Source organism: Caballeronia sp. AZ1_KS37, from assembly GCF_023631165.1.
In the GTDB taxonomy this organism is placed as follows: domain Bacteria; phylum Pseudomonadota; class Gammaproteobacteria; order Burkholderiales; family Burkholderiaceae; genus Caballeronia; species Caballeronia zhejiangensis.
In genome coordinates, this window is sequence record NZ_JALQDP010000041.1 from 47,048 (window position 1) to 65,164 (window position 18,117).

The 18,117-nt window shown below is 62.6% G+C and carries 19 protein-coding genes; 13 read left to right on the top strand and 6 right to left on the bottom strand.

The features are described from left to right. Both NCS00_RS28310 and NCS00_RS28315 read right to left on the bottom strand, forming a co-directional pair. The gene (locus NCS00_RS28310) at nucleotides 1-633 is read right to left on the bottom strand and encodes a LysE family translocator (protein ID WP_239295444.1); all 633 of its coding nucleotides are present in this window, start codon (nucleotides 631-633) and stop codon (nucleotides 1-3) included. A 98-nt stretch (nucleotides 634-731) separates the two neighbouring features. Continuing rightward, complete coding sequence (locus NCS00_RS28315) at nucleotides 732-1,478, bottom strand: glucose 1-dehydrogenase (RefSeq protein WP_250441585.1); 747 nt, start codon at nucleotides 1,476-1,478, stop codon at nucleotides 732-734. Nucleotides 1,479-1,638: 160 nt separating this feature from the next. Here NCS00_RS28315 and NCS00_RS28320 point away from each other — a divergent pair, with 160 nt between their 5' ends. Then, nucleotides 1,639-2,463 carry a class I SAM-dependent methyltransferase gene (locus NCS00_RS28320; RefSeq protein WP_008345972.1) on the top strand — a complete coding sequence of 275 codons (825 nt, stop codon included), beginning with the start codon at nucleotides 1,639-1,641 and terminating at the stop codon, nucleotides 2,461-2,463. On the opposite strand, the gene NCS00_RS28325 is transcribed toward NCS00_RS28320, so the two are convergent. The 3 genes from NCS00_RS28325 to NCS00_RS28335 all read right to left on the bottom strand — a co-directional run bounded on the left by NCS00_RS28325 (nucleotide 2,460) and on the right by NCS00_RS28335 (nucleotide 5,301). Continuing rightward, nucleotides 2,460-4,073, bottom strand: a complete 1,614-nt coding sequence (locus NCS00_RS28325; protein WP_250441586.1) for an FAD-dependent monooxygenase — start codon at nucleotides 4,071-4,073, stop codon at nucleotides 2,460-2,462. The genes NCS00_RS28320 and NCS00_RS28325 overlap by 4 nt on opposite strands. A gap of 89 nt (nucleotides 4,074-4,162) precedes the next feature. Further along, nucleotides 4,163-4,450, bottom strand: a complete 288-nt coding sequence (locus tag NCS00_RS28330) for a DUF1634 domain-containing protein (protein WP_250437486.1) — start codon at nucleotides 4,448-4,450, stop codon at nucleotides 4,163-4,165. Beyond that, nucleotides 4,447-5,301, bottom strand: coding sequence for a sulfite exporter TauE/SafE family protein (locus NCS00_RS28335; RefSeq protein ID WP_250441587.1), 855 nt, complete (start codon nucleotides 5,299-5,301; stop codon nucleotides 4,447-4,449). The genes NCS00_RS28330 and NCS00_RS28335 overlap by 4 nt, the downstream gene beginning before the upstream one ends. Before the next feature lie 123 nt (nucleotides 5,302-5,424). Here NCS00_RS28335 and NCS00_RS28340 point away from each other — a divergent pair, with 123 nt between their 5' ends. Continuing rightward, complete coding sequence (locus NCS00_RS28340) at nucleotides 5,425-6,315, top strand: IclR family transcriptional regulator (protein WP_008345979.1); 891 nt, start codon at nucleotides 5,425-5,427, stop codon at nucleotides 6,313-6,315. A 964-nt stretch (nucleotides 6,316-7,279) separates the two neighbouring features. Beyond that, the gene (locus NCS00_RS28345; protein ID WP_250441588.1) at nucleotides 7,280-7,714 is read left to right on the top strand and encodes a hypothetical protein; all 435 of its coding nucleotides are present in this window, start codon (nucleotides 7,280-7,282) and stop codon (nucleotides 7,712-7,714) included. A gap of 876 nt (nucleotides 7,715-8,590) precedes the next feature. Here NCS00_RS28345 and NCS00_RS28350 read toward each other — a convergent pair. Beyond that, nucleotides 8,591-9,664, bottom strand: coding sequence for a porin (locus tag NCS00_RS28350; RefSeq protein WP_008345987.1), 1,074 nt, complete (start codon nucleotides 9,662-9,664; stop codon nucleotides 8,591-8,593). A 425-nt stretch (nucleotides 9,665-10,089) separates the two neighbouring features. Here NCS00_RS28350 and NCS00_RS28355 point away from each other — a divergent pair, with 425 nt between their 5' ends. Genes NCS00_RS28355 through NCS00_RS28400 form a run of 10 tightly spaced genes read left to right on the top strand, consistent with a single transcriptional unit; the run spans nucleotide 10,090 to nucleotide 18,113 of the window. Beyond that, entirely contained in the window at nucleotides 10,090-10,407 is a 318-nt protein-coding gene (locus NCS00_RS28355) for a non-heme iron oxygenase ferredoxin subunit (RefSeq protein WP_008345991.1), read from the top strand. A 1-nt stretch (nucleotide 10,408) separates the two neighbouring features. Then, the gene (locus tag NCS00_RS28360) at nucleotides 10,409-10,717 is read left to right on the top strand and encodes a recombinase-like helix-turn-helix domain-containing protein (protein WP_250441589.1); all 309 of its coding nucleotides are present in this window, start codon (nucleotides 10,409-10,411) and stop codon (nucleotides 10,715-10,717) included. 17 nt (nucleotides 10,718-10,734) lie between these two features. Continuing rightward, entirely contained in the window at nucleotides 10,735-11,793 is a 1,059-nt protein-coding gene (locus NCS00_RS28365) for an aromatic ring-hydroxylating dioxygenase subunit alpha (protein WP_250441590.1), read from the top strand. Next, the gene (locus NCS00_RS28370) at nucleotides 11,786-12,538 is read left to right on the top strand and encodes an SDR family oxidoreductase (RefSeq protein WP_008345996.1); all 753 of its coding nucleotides are present in this window, start codon (nucleotides 11,786-11,788) and stop codon (nucleotides 12,536-12,538) included. The genes NCS00_RS28365 and NCS00_RS28370 overlap by 8 nt, the downstream gene beginning before the upstream one ends. Before the next feature lie 33 nt (nucleotides 12,539-12,571). After that, on the top strand, nucleotides 12,572-13,099 hold the full coding sequence (locus tag NCS00_RS28375) for a cupin domain-containing protein (protein ID WP_008345999.1): 528 nt from the start codon (nucleotides 12,572-12,574) through the stop codon (nucleotides 13,097-13,099). Between the two features lie 7 nt (nucleotides 13,100-13,106). Further along, nucleotides 13,107-13,967 (top strand): alpha/beta fold hydrolase, encoded by an 861-nt coding sequence (locus NCS00_RS28380; protein WP_034470071.1) that lies wholly within the window; start codon nucleotides 13,107-13,109, stop codon nucleotides 13,965-13,967. Further along, complete coding sequence (locus NCS00_RS28385) at nucleotides 13,964-14,824, top strand: IclR family transcriptional regulator (protein WP_250441591.1); 861 nt, start codon at nucleotides 13,964-13,966, stop codon at nucleotides 14,822-14,824. The genes NCS00_RS28380 and NCS00_RS28385 overlap by 4 nt, the downstream gene beginning before the upstream one ends. Then, on the top strand, nucleotides 14,821-15,636 hold the full coding sequence (locus NCS00_RS28390; protein WP_175980341.1) for an SDR family oxidoreductase: 816 nt from the start codon (nucleotides 14,821-14,823) through the stop codon (nucleotides 15,634-15,636). The genes NCS00_RS28385 and NCS00_RS28390 overlap by 4 nt, the downstream gene beginning before the upstream one ends. Beyond that, nucleotides 15,629-17,296: a thiamine pyrophosphate-binding protein gene (locus NCS00_RS28395; RefSeq protein ID WP_008346007.1), complete on the top strand. Its 1,668-nt coding sequence runs from the start codon at nucleotides 15,629-15,631 to the stop codon at nucleotides 17,294-17,296. The genes NCS00_RS28390 and NCS00_RS28395 overlap by 8 nt, the downstream gene beginning before the upstream one ends. Then, nucleotides 17,289-18,113, top strand: a complete 825-nt coding sequence (locus NCS00_RS28400; protein ID WP_008346008.1) for an aspartate dehydrogenase — start codon at nucleotides 17,289-17,291, stop codon at nucleotides 18,111-18,113. Before NCS00_RS28395 ends, NCS00_RS28400 begins: the two co-directional genes overlap by 8 nt. Nucleotides 18,114-18,117: the final 4 nt, after the last annotated feature.

Genomic DNA, 18,117 nt, shown 5'->3' on the forward strand with positions numbered 1-18,117 from the left:
TCAGCGGCGCGCTTCGGTCGCCATTCTCAACGCGAGGCCGGCGAGCACGGTGCCCATCAGCCAGCGTTGGATCAGCAGCCATGCGGGCTTGCGCGCGAGAAAGAGCGCGATGGTTCCGGCGGTCATCGCGACGATCGAATTGACGGTGATGCTGAGGATGATCTGCACGACGCCGAGCACGAGCGACTGGCCGAGCACGCCGCCGTGCGAAGGATCGATGAACTGCGGCAACAGCGACAGATACAGCACCGCGATCTTCGGATTCAGCAGGTTGGTGACGAAGCCCATCGTGAAGAGCTTGCGCGGGCTGTCGATCGGCAGATCGCGCACCTGAAACGGCGAGCGTCCGCCGGGCTTCACGGCCTGCCACGCGAGATAGAGCAGATAGAGCGCGCCGCCGAAGCGCAACGCGTCATAGGCGAACGGGATTGCGATGAGGAGCGCGGTGATGCCGAACGCCGCGAATAGCATGTAGACCACGAAGCCGAGCGCGACGCCGCCGAGCGAGATGAGTCCTGCGCTGCGGCCCTGACAGATCGAGCGCGAGATCAGATAGACCATGTTCGGCCCTGGCGTGAGCGCCATGCCGAGCGCGACCAGGGCGAAAGCGAACAGTTGCGGCGTATGAGGCATCGACGGACTCCGGCGGAAATAATGTCGATGCATTCTCCCGCGCGGTTTTCAACGACGCCAGATACGGAACCGGCGTCGCCCGTCTATACACTTCGTGTTTAACGCATGCCGCCGCTTGCAATGAGACTTTCGCCGGTCATCCAGCGCGCGTCGTCGGATGCGAGGAACACCGCGATCGATGCGATATCGTCCGGCTGACCGAGACGTCCGAGCGGCGTTTGCGCGAGCGCGGCCTTGTCGAAGTCGGAATCGATGATGCCCGCGCTATGCGTGCCTTCGGTCACGACGACACCCGGATTGATCGAGTTCACGCGAATCTTGCGCGCGCCCAGCTCGCGTGCGAGCACGCCCGTGATCGCATCGACGGCGCCTTTGGTGCCGCTGTAGACCGCGCTCGTCGGCGGCGTGATACGCGTCACGACCGAACTCACGTTGATGATGCTCGCGCCTTCGCCGAGGTGTTTCGCGGCGGCTTGCGTCGTCAGCAGCGTGCCGAGGACGTTGATATTGAACTGTCTATGAAAGTGCTCTTCGGTGATCTCTTCGAGCGCGGCGAATTCATAGACGCCCGAGTTGTTCACGAGGATATCGAGGTGTCCGTAGGTCTCGATCGCCGCATTCACGATGCCCTGCGCATCGGCCGCTTTCGACACATCGCCGCCCACGGCGATCGCCTTGCCGTTCGATGCCGTGATCTCCGCGACGACTGCATCCGCGCCCGCCTTGCTGCTCGCATAATTGACGACGACCGACGCGCCTTCTGCCGCGAGCGCCTTTGCAATCCCGGCTCCGATACCTTTCGATGCGCCCGTGACGACCGCGACCTTGCCTGCGAGTTTGCTCATGATGGAATCCTTGAAGAGGTTATTTAATGCCCGGATGCGCCGTTGCGTTTTGCAAGAGCGGCGCGACAGGATGAAATGTAGCCATCTCCGCCAAGGCGATAAAGCAGCGTAGAGTGAAAAGACTTGAGGCCTCACGCGAATAATCGATCGGAGACGGCGCATGAATACGACTATGCCTCGCACGGACGTTCAGTTCGCCGGTCAGATTCCCGAGCTTTACGAGCGGCTTCTCGTGCCGATGCTCTTTGCGCCCTACGCCGAAGATCTTGCAGCGCGCGCGGCGGCGCTCGCTCCATCGCGCGTGCTGGAAACGGCAGCGGGCACCGGCGCCGTCACGCGCGCGATGGCGCTTGCATTGCCCGCTCATGTCGATATCGTCGCGACCGATTTGAATCAGGCGATGCTCGATCGCGCCGCGACGACGCCCATCGGACGCACCGTGACATGGCGGCAGGCGAACGCGTTGCAGTTGCCTTTCGACGATGCAAGCTTCGATATCGTCGTCTGTCAGTTCGGCGCGATGTTCTTTCCCGACAAGCCCGCGGCTTTCGCAGAAGCGCGTCGCGTGCTGCGGCCGGGCGGCGCGCTGCTCTTTAACATATGGGATCGCATCGAAGAGAACGCGTTTGCCAATACGATCACCGATGCACTCGGCCATCTCTTTCCCGATGATCCGCCGCTTTTCATGAAGCGCACGCCGCACGGCTACTTCGATCGCGGAGCGATTTCACGCGATCTCGCATCGGCGGGCTTCGACGCGATGCCGCGTTTCGAAACCGTCACGCGACGCAGCCGCGCATCGTCGGCGCAAGAGGTCGCGCTCGCCTATTGCCAGGGCACACCGTTGCGCAACGAGATCGAATCGCGTGCGGGCGCGAGTCTGGACGAAGCGACATCGATATGCGCGCAAGCCATCGCCGCGCGCTTCGGCTCCGACTATCCGGACGGGAAGATTCAGGCGCACGTCATCGAAATCCGGCGCTAACCGAGCACGCGTCCGAGCCATGCAATCAACGCATCCGGCGAGCAACGCGCGCTTCTATAACCGATATGTCCGTCCGGCCGCACGACCCACGCCATGCCGTTCTTCGCGCCGAAGGCATCGGCGAATTCGCGCGCTTCGTCGCTCAACGTCCGATACGCTTCACACGCAGGCACGAACGACGCCGCCTTCGCAACGTCCGGCGACACGATCAGCACCGCGCTCGCCGCCGTGCCGAGTGCGGCGCGCCACGCATCGACCGTTGCAGCGAACGCGGCGACGCGTGCGCCATCGGCATCGTCATCGATATAGCCGATGAGCGTGTGACGTCCGCGTCCGAGATGATCGTGCAAGCGCTGCGCATGACCGATGAACGCCTCCACGAGACCGCCGGCTTGCGGTGCACGATCGCCGGGCGCGGGCAATGCGGGCGTCATGTCGATGGTTTCGTCTGCAACTATCGAGCTGCTGCCGCGATAACTCACCAGCAATTGCGTCTCGCGCATCGCGGGCTTGATCTCGCCGTGCGCGAGAACCGTGTTCAGCGCGCGGCTCGTCGATTCGACGACATCGAGCCCGACTGGCCGCCGCTCCGCTTCGTAACTGTCGAGCAGCGTCTGACTCGCGAGACCGCGCGACGCGAGCGTGAGTTTCCACGCGAGATTGTGGACGTCCTGCAAGCCCGTGTTCATGCCCTGCCCGCCGACGGGCGGATGAATATGCGCCGCATCGCCTGCGAGAAACACGCGGCCGCGCGAATACTGCTGCGCGATCCGGTGACTCACGCGATACACCGACGACCAGCGCATCGACGAAAGCCGCGTGCCCTTCGGCAGGACCGGCAGCATGATGCGCTCGATCTCGTCGAAAGCGGGCGTGGCGTTCGGCGCGTGTCTGGCGGCATCGTCGGGAAGCAGGACCATCGACAGACGATAGCGACGCACCGAACCGCGCACCGGCAACGCGGCGAGCGTCGTCGATGCGGCCCTGTCCTCACCCGACACATTGAAGCGATACATCCTTCCGCGCGGCAGATTCCAGTCGACATCGACATCGGCGAGCATGAAGGTCTGCGGATACTGATCTCCTTCGAACGCGACGTTCAGGTGACGACGCACCGTGCTGCGCGCGCCGTCGCAGCCGACGAGCCAGCGGCATCGAACCGTGCGGCTCTCGCCACATGCGGCCTGTACGCATGCGTCGATGGCATCGGCCGATTCGCTGAAATCGATGAGCGTCGCCCCGTATTCGACGTGCCCGCCGTTGCGCGCGAGCGCCGCTTCGAGAATGCGTTCCGTCTCGAACTGCGCGAGCGAGAGCGCGCCGTACGGCAGCCCGGCGCGCGGCACTTCGGCGCTGAACGCGGGCGCGCCGTCCTGATACGTGTCGGCGCCGGTCAGCCACACGCCCGCATCGATCGCGTCGCGCGCGATGCCGATATCCTCGAAAATCTCAAGCGTGCGCGCCGTGACGCCCAGCGCCTTCACGAAAAACGCGCGCTCGTCGTGTGCATCGATGATGCGCACGTTCACGCCATCGCGGCGCAGTTCGGCAGCCAGCATGAGGCCGACGGGCCCCGCACCGGCGATCAGCACATCGGTCGAATCGAACATGATGCGTGTTTCTCCTGAGGAAACCGGCGAATGTCATCGACTGCCGTCAGGGAGAATAACCGCTGGATGCGCGCTCGTGGCGATGTGCATCAACCGGCGAGCGGCCCGAGACGCATGCCGATCGCGCAGCCCGCCGCGATCACGAGAAGCACGGTCGCGGCGATCGTCGCGTAGAGGAAATCGCGTTGCCGCGCGAACACGGCGAGCATCAGCACGACGCGCAGCGCCGGCAGCAAGATGAAGAGCGCGACGCCCGCCGTCAGAAGTTTCGTGCCGGCGAAGAGACCCGCGCCGATCAGCGCGCACGCGGCCCACGTGCCGCACTGTAGAAAACCGGCGAGCAGGCGATCGAGCGTTTTCGGCGTGAGGTCCTTCATCGCAGCAGATCGATACCGATGCCTTGCATGAACATCTGACAGGCGACGAGCAGCAGCATCGACAGAAACAGCAGGCGCAGGCGCTCGCCGCGGACTTTCATCAGCACGCGCGCGCCCGCGATCGCGCCGATCACCGAGCCGAGCGCGACCGGTCCCGCGATCGCGCTCACGATCTCCCCGCGCAGAAAATACGCGCTCGCGCTCGCGGCGGCCGTGACGCCGATCATGAAGTTCGACGTCGCCGTCGATACCTTGATCGGCAGACGCAATGCGTTGTCCATCGCCGGAATCTTCAGGATGCCGCTGCCGATGCCGAGCAGCGCGGAAACGAGTCCTGCCGCGTACATCAACGTGAGGCCGACGGGCACGCGGCGCACTTCGTAAGGGATGTCGCGACGCAAGGTTCTGTCGGGGTAGCTGGAATGAAGGCCGAGCGCGGCGGCGAGTCCGTTCGATGGAATCGGCCTCGACGTGCCCGCCGGATCTTCGCGGCGGATGAACATCTGCCACGCCGACACCAGCAGCACGCCCGCGAAGAGGAAATCGAGCGCGGCCACCGGTACGACGCCCGCGACGAACACGCCCGTCAGCGCGCCGAGCGTCGTGCCGGTTTCGAGTACGACGGCGAGCCGCACGTTCGTCAGACCGCCGCGCAGAAACGCGGCCGCGCCGCCGCAGGAACACGCGATCACCGACACGATGCTCGTGCCGATGGCGGCGTGCATGTCGATATGGAAGAACATCGTCAGGATGGGCACGATGAACAGGCCGCTCGCCATGCCCAGCATGCCGCCCGCCGCGCTCGCGCCCAGGCCCGTGCAAAAGAGCCAGAATGTGGCTTCGAAACTCATCGTCAAAGCATCGGTGAGGTATCGCCAAGGAATCAATATAACATGTTATAACGAGCGGCAAAAGCCGACGATGCATGGTCTCGCGCTATGATTGCCCATTGCACGACGACAACGACAGCCAACATGGCCCGACGAAGCAAACAGGAAGACATTCAGGCGGAGACTCTCGACACGACGGATGAGGACGCGTCATCTGGCGGCGGTTCCAGCTATCTCGTGCCGGGCCTCGAACGCGGCTTGCGCATCCTCGCCGAATTCTCGGCGCGCGAGCCGGTGCTGGCCGCGCCGGAGCTCTCGCGGCGCATCGGCATTCCGCGCACGACGACGTTCCGTCTGCTGCAAACGCTCGAAGCGCTGGGCTTTCTCGAACGCGTGAACGGCGATCGTAGTTTCCGGCTCGGCGTCGCCGTGCTGCGGCTTGGGTTTGAGTACGTCAACTCGCTGGAGCTGACCGATTTCGGCACGCCGATTCTCGAACGTCTGCGCGATGCGACCGGACTTTCGACGCATCTGCTGATCCGCGATCAGCGCGATGTCGTGTTCGTCGCGAAAGCGCAGAGTCATGAGCCGCTGTTCAGCTCGGTGAAGGTGCATGTCGGTACGCGTCTTCCTGCTCATGCGACCGTGCATGGTCATGTGCTGATGGGCGATTTGTCGATGGCCGCGCTGAAGGCGCTTTATCCCGAGGCTCAACTGGAGAAGTATACGGAGCGGACGCCCGCGACTATCGAGGAGCTTTACGAACGCGTGGAAGAATGTGCTTCGCTCGGGTATGGGCTCAGTGAAGCATCGTTCGAGCGGGGGATTTCGGTCGTTACTGCGCCCGTGCGGGATCATTCCGGCGCGATCGTCGCGGCGGTGGCGGCGACCGTGCCGCGGTCGGATATCGGCGCCGATGATGAGAAAGCGCGGCTTGTCGCGAAGGTATGTGGCGCTGCGGTCGAGCTTTCCATGCGGCTGAATTATCGGCCTTCTGAGGGGGATCGTACTGTGGGGCGCGCTGCGAGTGCTTGAGGTTTTCTCTCGCCGGATCCCGTTTTCTTTTTGGTCTATTAGCACTGCCCCTGTGCGGGGCGGCGGTCACTTTCTTTGCTGCAAAGAAAGTAAGTTTTCTTGTCTACGAGTTTAATATTAAAAGAATTTCTCGACCGTCGAATACCGCGAGCGTACACATTGGTAGACACTAGGAGTGTCGAGCAAAAACGCCGCATCGACGCTTTCGCGCATTCCGCCAAGTTCGGTCCTGAGACAAGCCGCACTTGTTACGTCGCGCATTTCATAGAGGCTGTCTTCATGGTTGCGCATTATGTCGACGGTTCTTTGAAGCGTGCGAAATAGCAGTCGCATGGCAGCGATACGTGGATCGAGCGTGGAAGGCTCGGAGTACGCTGAGGAAGGTTGTCGCCGTGAGGATGCGTGTGAGACTGCCGATTGTTTTTGATGTAGCACCGGTCTAGCTCCTGTTTTGGACAAACCCGGAGCCGCCCCCTGTCTCTCAGTTGGGGGGGGGTGGGAACAATGACAGGGTTGGAAGACCGGGACGCTACACCATTGCCAGCAACCCTCGCGGGTTCTCTGCCACGTCCCGCTCTTAGGCCCGACAAAGCATCGAGCGCCGTTGATCAGATGGCGCACGTGGTCTAGCTGCGCTCCATGTCGAAAGAGCGCGACGAACGTCAGCCCGCATTGCGCGGGCTCACGGGTGCAGAGTGTCTTCAAAACCGCCGAGTCCTGGCTGGCGCTACCACGCGCCAGCGATGTAATTATGCGTCGCACCTGCGCGAAATCATTTTAAGAGAAATCCGACCTTGTATTGCTGCTTCTTGGCAGTGTCTTTGGCCTAAGGGTTTTTTTTGCTTCCTCTCGAAATAATTCCCGCCTACGTTTCGCCGGTCGTGCGCTGAATCCGTATGCGCCCGATTAGATAGGAATGTTTATCAGGCCATGGCCTGACAGCATCTCGATGCAGGGAATCTGAATGGAAGCACAAACAAAGCGATCCACCGCCCTCGCGCGCTGGATCACGGGCAGGCAGAACTACTATCTCAAGGTGCGAGGCGCACCGCCGAGCGATGGCCTCTCGATCATCTCCGTCAAGGCGATCGAACGGCTAGGCAGTCCGTATCACATCACGCTTGAACTGACCGCCAATGTGGAACTGGCGCGCGCCGACTATCTCGGGCACAACGCGACGTTCAGCATCGAGCCGTTACCCGGCGACGGCACGCCGCGCGACTGGAACGGCAAACGTGCTCTATCGCGAGACTTCAGGGCTGGAAACGGGCCACGAAGCGGTCTTGTCGTTGCAGCAGCAGAGTGTGACCGTCGCGCAGTCGATCCGCGTTCGCGACTACAACCCCCTGCGTTCATGGGAGCCGATCGAAGCGCAAGTCAATCTCGCGCGCGACGATAAAACCACCTACGGACAGTCCTATACGTGGGGTAGCAGCGCTGCGGCGTAGCGGATGGACATAGCGGAGCGACGCTTTACGAGAGCGCTCCGAAAGCCTTCCACGTTCCCGGCGTGCCTGCTGCGGTGCAGGTCCACCCGGCGACGGCTGTTCCGGCCGGGTTGCTATTGGTCATGCTGTCACCGATGACCCACGTTCCGGAGGTCGGCGGAGCCGTGCCTCGCAATACGCGCTGCCCGGGCAGCAGGTTCCCGCTGTCGAAGGACTGAAATGGCGCTACCGCTGTCGTACTGTCGATAGCGCAATTCCAAACGGCATAGCGGGCACACTGAAATCGTTGCCCGTGACATCAGCGAGTGCCACGGCCCCCGCTTGAAGATTGATAAGCCCAATCGGATATTGCGTGTCGCCTGGGTAGGTCCGCACGTTCCCCATAATCGATAGCTTGCTGATGGTCACAGTTGCGCTCGTCGAGGAAGCGCCAACCGTGACCGCGCGCTCGTCGCTCGCGCCCGAGCTGTTGACGTTCAGAATGGCGTTACCGTCAACAACGATCGCTTGAACGGTGCATGCTGCCGCTGGCGCACACGCGACACAACCCGCAACTTCGCACTCTGCGATGGAAAGCAAGGTTGAACGGGTCGGCTTCGCCTTCATCGGTTCGCGAGGAGATGCTCGATGTGCCCGTCGAAGCGTGCCGGGTTCGGGCCGCTGCGCGAGCCGCGCATCGCCGCCCAATCCAGAATCTGACGGACCGTACCATTTCCGTGGTAATGGTTAATTTTGCAAAGAAAGTAGGCGCCGCCCCGCACAGGGGCAGTGCCAATAGACCGACGCGAATACGGGATCCGGCGAAAACCAAAACCAAAACCAAAAAATCAAAACGAGTGATGAATCCCCGCCAGCACGATGACTTGATTCGCCGTACTCGACACCCCAGCGGTAAAGAAAGCCGCCTTCACCCCCCCAGTAGCATGCTCATAAAGCGCATTGACATAAAGCTGCGTCGACTTCGACAACATATAGATATCGCCGATTTCGAACTGCGTCCATCGTCCGCCCGCGAACGTCGTCGTCGCCGCGCCGCCCGCGATCCAGTTCCACGCGACCGGTTTAAAGGTCAACCCCGCATCGTATGACTGAAACGTATCGGACTGCCCGTTCGATTGCAGCTTCACGCGCGTATAAAGCGCATGCACGACGAACTTGCCGATCTCATACGACGCACCTGCGCCCATCTCCTCCTGCTTGTCCGCCATGTAAGTCGCCGCCGGCTGACCCTGAAACGTCGTCAGACCGGTCGTCGCGATCGCGGGCGTGCGATTGTGCTCGTTCGAATACGTGGCCGCCGCCTTGAACGGACCGTTCGCATACGTAATGCCGAAGCCGTAGTTGCGGCCCGTCGAGAAGTTCGTCGTGTTGCCGAGGCCCATCATCGCGCCCGCAGAGAAGCCATAGAAGTTCGCCGAGCGGAATTTCACCGAGTTGTCGTAGGGCACCACGCCCGTATCCGCCAATTGATCGATGTTGCCTGGATGGAACGCGTACCAGCTCGCCGCGAGATACGCGGTCGATAGCGGTCCGAGCATGTCGAAGCTGAACGGCGTCTGATGACCGAGCGTCAGCGTGCCGACGTTTTCTTGCTCGAGCCCGAGATACGCCTGCCTATTCCAAAGCGTGCCCGCCTTCGCGAAGTTGCCCGTGTTCGTGTAGAAGCCGTTCTCGAGTTGCGCGACGGTCTTGAGCCCGCCCCCCAAATCCTCGACCACGCGAAAGCCCCAGCGATCCGGCTGCATGTTGCCCTGCTCCTCCATCCACTTCGGATGGCCGCCGACGTTGTTGATATACGCGATGCCGGCATCGAGACTGCCATAGAGCGTGACCGTGCTTTGCGCGGCCGCGCCGGTCGCGACCCCGGCCCCGATGAGCCCCGCTGCGATGATGTGCTTCACCCTTCGTTCTCCTGATCGTGTGGTTCGAACGCGGGCCTCGCCCGCTTTCCTGTTCCTGCTGATCGCAGTTGTTGCCCTTCCCAGCAAGACGTCCCGCCACTCGTTTGCGTTCCATATATGGATCACCGTCCTGCCTATGGAAAGTATAGTGAGCTTTTCCGCGCCAAAAAAATAAATTTGTGATGAAGCCGGGTAGACCCTGAGACGACCCGGACACGGCGCGTCTGCCGGGCAAAAGAGCTTACGGATCAATGACAAACGGGCGTTCTTACTTCATCCGCGAGCTTTGAACCGCGTCGACTTAAGTGTTTTCACCTAGATATCTACTTTTATATTTTTTCCGAGCCAGTCGACTCCTATAATCACCATACACGAACTGTTGTTCCTTTAGTGGAACGCAGACGAACCAGAGGAAAGGGTGAAAGATGTCTGAACAATGGCGCTGCGCCGGGCATGCCGGCGATCTGTCGGAAGACGCACCAATCGAATTCAAGCTCGATGACGGCGCGGAAATCGGAATCTACAAAGTGGGCGACGCGCTATATGCGCTCGAGAACGTCTGCCCGCACGCATATGCGTTGCTGACGCAAGGCTTCGTCGATGGCGACACCGTCGAATGTCCGCTGCACGAAGCGGTGTTTCACATCCCCACGGGCAAATGCCTGAAAGAGCCCGGCGGCCGCGACCTGAAGACGTATTCGGTGCGCCTCGCCGGCGAGGAAATTCAGATCAAGGTGGCGTGACATGGAAAAAGTCGTGAACTTCAACCCGCATCTCAAGCCGTGGCTCGCGCCGCAGCCGAACAACGTCGCCGGCAAGGGCGTGATCGAAAAGCCGGGCGAGACTGAAAACTTCATCTGGCAGACGCGCAAGGCCGAGCCGACGCAATACGAAAACGACTTCGGCGATGCGCTCGAACGCGCCTTCGAAGCGGGCGCGCTGGAACTGGAACAGGTGGTCGCGGGCTTGAACAAGGACGGTTTCCGCACGCCGGAAGGCACCGCATGGACCGCCGACCGCCTCGCCGCCGAACTGCGCACGCTCGCCGAATAAAGAAGGAGCTTCTTCCCATGACCTGCCCTCAGCAAACAACCGCCGCCGATCCCGTTCAGGCCTATCTCGATCGCGGCTTGCGCAATTACTGGTATCCCGTGGCGCCGAGCTGGCAAGTGGCGAATGCGCCCATCGGCTTGACGCGACTCGGCGATCAGATCGTGCTCTGGCGCGACAACGAAGGCAAAGTGCATGCGCTCGAAGATCGCTGTCCGCATCGCGGTGCGCGTCTGTCGCTCGGCTGGAATCTCGGCGGCAGCGTCGCGTGCTGGTATCACGGCATCGAAGTCGATGGCAGCGGCACTGTGCAGAAAGTGCCCGCCGTGTCCGCGTGCCCGCTCGAAGGCCAGAAGTGCGTGAAGTCGTACCCCGTCGAAGAACGCGCGGGCGCGATCTTCCTCTGGTTCGGCGACGACGCCAACAAGGAACCCGCGCCGCTCGTGCTGCCCGAAGAACTCGTCGGCGAGGAATACGCGAGCTTCCTGTGCATGTCGCACTGGAAGTGCAATTACCAGTACGCGATCGACAACGTGATGGACCCGATGCACGGCGCGTATCTCCACGCGACATCGCATTCGATGGCCGAGGGCGACAAGCAGGCCGACATGCGCGTGCGCAAGACCGAAACTGGCTTGATGTTCGAGAAGGTCAATCAGCGCGACGTGAACTTCGACTGGGTGGAGCTCGGCGAAACCGGCTGCCTGTGGATGCGCCTCGCGATTCCGTACAAGAAGAAGTTCGGGCCCGGCGGCAACTTCGGGATCATCGGCTTTGCTACGCCCGTCGACAACGACAACTGCCAGGTCTACTTCTGGCGCACGCGCAAGGTCTCCGGATGGCAGCGCGATGCGTGGCGCTTCCTGTATCGCAATCGTCTCGAAGGACTGCACTGGGCCGTGCTCGAACAAGACCGCTATGTGCTCGAAAGCCTGGCGCCCAACGCACGCGATCACGAATTCCTCTATCAGCACGATGTCGGCATGACGCGCGTGCGTCGCATGTTGAAGCAGCGCGCGCAGCAACATCTCGCCGCGCTCGAAGCATTGCCGAAGAACACGGAGCACGCTCATGCGTGATGCGTCGAAAGCGCTCGACGGCCGTCGCGTGATCGTGACCGGCGGCGCTCGCGGACTCGGCGCGGCCTTCGTGCGCGCGCTCGTCGGGCAAGGCGCGCACGTCGCGTTCGGCGATGTGCTTAGCGAAGAAGGCGAAGCACTTGCGCGCGAACTGCGTGACGTGCACTTCTTCCCGCTCGATCTGAACGAACCGCGAAGCATCGCCGAATTCGTCGAACAAGGCACGAATGCGTTGGGCGGTCTCGATGCGCTCATCAACAACGCCGCGATCACCAACTCGGGCGGCAAGTCCGCCAGCGAGCTCACACCGCAAACATGGGATGCGGTGATGAACGTGAACGTGCGCGGCACTTGGCTGATGAGCGTCGCGTGCCTGCCGCATCTGAAGGATTCGGGACGCGGCGCGATCGTGAACATCGCATCCGATACGGCGCTGTGGGGCGCGCCGAAGCTGCTCGCATACGTCGCGAGCAAGGGCGCGGTGATCGCGATGACGCGCTCGCTCGCCCGCGAGTTCGGCGCGGACAACGTGACCGTCAACGCGATCGCGCCCGGCCTCACCGAAGTGGAAGCCACCGCATATGTGCCCGCCGAGCGTCACGAGTATTACCTCAAAGGCCGCGCATTGACGCGCGCGCAAGTCCCCGACGACGTGAACGGCCCCGTGCTGTTCCTGCTCTCGGATGCGGCGCGCTTCGTAACGGGCCAGTTGCTGCCGGTGAACGGCGGCTTCGTGATGAATTGATTCGCTCTATTTGATTGGAACCTGGAGAAAGCAATGGCCGATGCAGACATCGAACGCAAGTCGTGGGATCAGCCCGCCGAAGCGAGCTTCGCACAATGGATGGACACGCGCGTCGCGCGCCTCGAAACGCGCCGTTACGACTGGGACGCGCTCAAGTTCCAGGCCGACTACGACCCGAAGTATCGCCGCGCGCAGATGCGTTATGTCGGCACGGGCGGCACGGGTGTATCGAAGGACATGAACACGATTCCCGCAGGCAGCTTCACGTTTTCGACGATGGTCATTCCCGCCGGCAACATCGGGCCGAGTCATATTCATATCGACGTAGAAGAGATTTTCTTCGTGCTGCGCGGAAAGATGAAAGTCGTCTGCGAGAAGGACGGACAAACGTGGGAAGCCGTGCTCGGCGAGCGCGATCTCATTTCCGTGCCGCCGGGCGTGTATCGCACCGAGATCAACATCGGCGAGGAAGACGCGCTGATGTGCGTGATGCTCGGCGCGCCGAAACCCATCACGCCGACGTATCCGCCGGATTCGCCGCTGGCGAAGTTGAAGCGCTGAGGCTCGCATGAACATCCAGACGCTCGCGTGCTTTCCCGACACGCATATCGAAACCGCGCACGGCATCACGGGTTATCGCGAGGCAGGTGCGATGCATCGGCGCGCGCTGCCCGTCGTGCTGCTGCATGGGATCGGGTCGGGCGCGGCGTCGTGGGTCCGGCAGCTCGACGCGCTCGGTGCGAAGCGGCGTGTCATCGCATGGGACGCGCCGGGGTATGGCGAATCTAGTTGCATACGTAACGATTCGCCGCTTGCGCTCGATTACGGGCAAGCGTTGCGCGCGTGGCTCGATGCGCTCGATATCGATCGATGCGTGATCGTCGGCCATTCGCTCGGCGCGATCATCGCGGGATCATTCGCCGTGCATACGCCACAGCGCGTCGCGGGCCTGCTGCTGATATCGCCGGCTGCGGGTTATGGCGCTGCATCGAAGGAAGTGCGCGAATCGAAACGCGATGCACGTTTGAAGATGCTGAACGAACTCGGCCCGCAAGGACTCGCACGCGAGCGCAGCGCCAACATGCTTTCGCACTACGCCGACGATGAAGCGCGCGAATGGGTCCGCTGGAACATGGCGCGCATCGTCCCCGCAGGCTATGCGCAAGCGACGCATCTGCTTGCCAACGCCGATCTCGCAGCGGATATCGCGCGCTTTCACGGACGCATCGCGGTCGCCGTCGGCGCGGACGATGCGATCACGCCGCCCGACGCATGCGAGCGCATCGCGCAGGCCGCGCGGGTCAATCTGCAAGTGATGCCGCGTGCGGGCCATGCAGGCTACGTCGAATCACCCGCTGCATACACCGCATTGATCGATGCGTTTTGCGAAAGCATCGAATGCCACACGAAAGACGGAGTACCGCAATGACATCCCTCGCCACGGAAGAAGCCGACAAGGGCGAACCGACTTACATCGTGCCGGGACTCGAACGCGGATTGAAGATCCTCACCGAGTTCTCGCCGCGTGAACCGGTGCTTGGCGCGCCCGAATTGTCGCGACGCCTCGGCATTCCGCGCACGACGGTTTTCCGCCTGTTGCAGACGCTCGAATCGCTCGGCTTTCTGGAGCGCGCGGACAAGGACCGCAACTATCGGCTGGGCGTCGCCGTGCTGCGTCTCGGCTTCGAATATCTGAGCTCGCTCGAACTCACCGATCTCGGCCTGCCGATCATCGAAGCATTGCGCGACGCGACCGGTCTCACGAGCCACATCCTCATTCGCGATGGGCGCGATGTCGTGTTCGTCGCGAAAGCGCAGAGTCACGCGCCTATCTTCAGTTCGGTGAAGGTGAACGTCGGCACGCGCCTTCCCGCCCATGCGACGACGCACGGCCACGTTCTGATGGGCGATCTTTCGCTCGATGAACTGCGCGCGCTCTATCCGGAAGCGCATCTCGAACGCTTCACGACGTCCACGCCCGATACGGTCGAAGAGCTCTTCGAGCGCGTGAAGGAAGACGCCGAACGCGGCTACGCGACAAGCCAGTCGTCGTTCGAGCGCGGCATATCGGTCGTCACCGCGCCCGTTCGCAACGACACGGGACGCATCGTCGCCGTCATCACGACGACGATTCCGCGTCCCGAGATCGACGCAGCGTTGCTCGACAGCGGTCTCGTCGACAAGGTTCGCGAAGCCGCCGATGCGCTCTCGATGCGTCTCAACTATCGCCCGGGCGCGCGTGCTTCCGCGTCGAACCGCTACATGAAATCTCTGGGGTTGCAATGATTCGAATCGATCTCTCGGACCAGGTCGCTGTCGTCACCGGCGGTTCGTCGGGCATCGGTCTCGCGACGGCGAAGTTGTTCTTGCAAGCGGGCGCATCGGTGGCCATTTGCGGGCGCGACAGCGAACGTCTGCAAGGCGCGCAGGCAACGCTCGCCGATGAATTCCCGCAAGCGCAACTGTTCGCCGCGCGTTGCGACGTGCTCGACGCGGACCAAGTGAACGCATTCGCATCGCAGGTAATGCAACGCTTCGGCCGCGTCGACATGCTCGTGAATAACGCGGGTCAGGGCCGCGTCTCCACATTCGCCGATACCACCGACGACGCCTGGCGCGACGAACTGGAACTGAAGTACTTCAGCATCATTCGTCCGACGCGCGCCTTCTTGCCGATGCTGAAAGATGCGCCTTCGCCCGCGATCGTCTGCGTGAACTCGCTGCTCGCGCTGCAACCGGAGCCGCATATGGTCGCGACTTCATCGGCGCGCGCGGGCGTGTTGAGTCTCGTGAAATCGCTTGCGACGGAACTCGCGCCGCAACGCATCCGCGTGAATTCGATTCTCATCGGCATCGTCGAATCGGGGCAATGGAAGCGTCGCTATCAGAACTACTTGAACGAAAACGCCGATAACCCTACGCGCCAAAGCTGGGAAGAATGGACCGGCGAGCTCGCGCGCAAGAAAAACATTCCGCTCGCCCGCTTCGGCTTGCCCGAAGAAGCGGCGCAGGCGCTCTTCTATCTCGCAACAACGCTGTCGTCGTACACGACCGGCAGCCATATCGATGTTTCCGGAGGCTTTGCTCGTCATGTCTGAAAAAACCACGGTCGGCGAACTGATCGCCGCGTTCCTCGAACAATGCGGCGTCCGCACGGCGTTCGGCGTGATCTCGATTCACAACATGCCGATCCTCGATGCGATCGGGCGTCGCGGCAACATCCGCTATGTCGGCGCGCGCGGCGAGGCGGGCGCCCTGAACATGGCCGACGGCCTCGCGCGCGTATCCGGCGAACTCGGCGTCGCGTTCACGTCGACGGGCACGGCTGCCGGCAACGCAGCGGGCGCGATGGTCGAAGCGCTGACCGCGGGCACGGCGTTGCTGCATATCACCGGGCAGATCGAAACCGAGTATCTCGATCAGGATCTCGCGTATATCCACGAAGCGCCCGATCAGTTGTCGATGCTGCAATCCATCTCCAAGGCGGCGTTTCGCGTACGCACCGTGGACACCGCGTTGCCGACGATTCGCGAAGCCGTGCGCGTCGCGCTCACTGCGCCTGCGGGCCCGGTGAGCGTCGAGATTCCCATCGACATTCAGGCCGCTGAAATCGAATGGCCCGCCGATCTCGCCGCGCCGCACGTCGGCATGCTCACGCACGACAGTCTGCGCGTGAAGCAGCTCGCCGATGCGCTCACGAACGCGAAGCGTCCGTTGCTATGGCTCGGCGGCGGCACGCGTCATGCACGCGGCGCGGTCGAGCGCCTCGTGAAGCTCGGCTTCGGCGTGGTGACGAGCGTGCAAGGTCGCGGCGTGCTGCCGGAAGATCATCCGGCGACGCTCGGCGCATTCAACGTGCATCCGTCCGTCGAAGCGTTCTACAAGACCTGCGATGCGCTCGTCGTCGTCGGCTCGCGTCTGCGCGGCAACGAAACGCTGAAGTACAAGCTCGCGCTGCCGCAGCCGCTTTATCGCATCGACGCCGATGCGCTCGCCGATAACCGCGGCTATCGCAACGAACTCTTCGTGCATGGCGATGCATCGCGCGTGCTCGATGAACTCGCGACGCTGCTCGAAGGCCGCATCCGCATCGATGCCGCGTTCGCGAGCGATCTCGCGGCAGCGCGCGAAACGGCCGTCGCGGAAGTGTCGAAGGGACTTGGACCGTACAAGCGTCTCGTCGATTCGCTGCAACGCGCGGTGGGCCGCGATTACAACTGGGTCCGCGACGTCACGATCTCCAACAGCACGTGGGGCAATCGCCTGCTGAAGATTTTCAATCCGCGCGCGGGCGTGCATGCGCTCGGCGGCGGCATCGGGCAAGGCATGCAGATGGCGATCGGCGCCGCGCTTTCGGGCGCGGCGAAGAAGACGGTCGCGCTCGTCGGCGATGGCGGTCTGATGGTCAATGTCGGCGAGCTCGCAACCGCCGTGCAGGAAAAGGCCAACGTCATGATCGTGCTGATGAACGATCAATGCTACGGCGTGATCCGCAACATTCAGGACGCGAACTACGGCGGACGCCGCATGTTCGTCGATCTGCATCAGCCGGATTTCGCGCAGTTCTGCGCGAGTCTCGGCCTTGCGCATCGCCGCATCACGTCGCTCGATCAGGCCGATGACATCGTGCGCGAAGGGCTCGCGATCGATGGCCCGGTGCTGGTCGAAGTGGACATGCTGTCGGTCGGCTCGTTCGCGACCGCGTTCGCCGGGCCGCCCGTCAAGAAGGAAGAGCCGAAGGAGCCGGAATATGCGTGATCCCCTCCATGCACGGCAAGCGATCGACATCGCGATGATCGGCTTCGGCGCGATCGGTTCGGCGGTGTATCGCGCGCTCGACAACGATCCGCTCGTTCGCATCTCGCATGTGATCGTGCCGGAACGCGATCGCGACAACGTGCGCGCCGTGCTCGGCGATAACGTCGATGTCGTGTCGCACGTCGATGCGCTCGCCAGTCATCCGGAATTCGCGCTCGAATGCGCGGGACATGCGGCGCTCGTCGATCATGTCGTGCCGTTGCTGAAGTCGGGCACGGATTGCGCGGTCGCATCGATCGGCGCGCTGTCGGAAGCCGGCTTGCTCGATGCCCTCGCCAATGCCGCCAATGAAGGCGCGGCCACGATCACGCTGCTCTCGGGTGCGATCGGCGGCGTCGATGCGCTCGCCGCCGCGAAGGAAGGCGGCCTGGACGACGTGCAGTACACCGGCCGCAAGCCGCCGCTCGGCTGGCTCGGCACGCCTGCTGAAACGCTCTGCGATCTGAAGTCGCTGACTGAAGAGAAGGTCATCTTCGAAGGCACTGCACGCGATGCGGCGCGTCTCTATCCGAAGAACGCGAACGTCGCGGCGACCATTGCGTTGGCGGGACTCGGGCTCGATGGCACACGCGTGCGTCTCATCGCCGATCCGGCTGTCGAGCGCAACGTGCATCGCATCGTCGCACGCGGCGCGTTCGGCGAGATGTCGCTGGAAATGTGCGGCAAGCCGTTGCCGTCGAATCCGAAGACATCGGCGTTGACTGCATTCAGCGCGATCCGTGCGTTGCGCAATCGCGCCGCGCGTTGCGTCATCTAAGGAG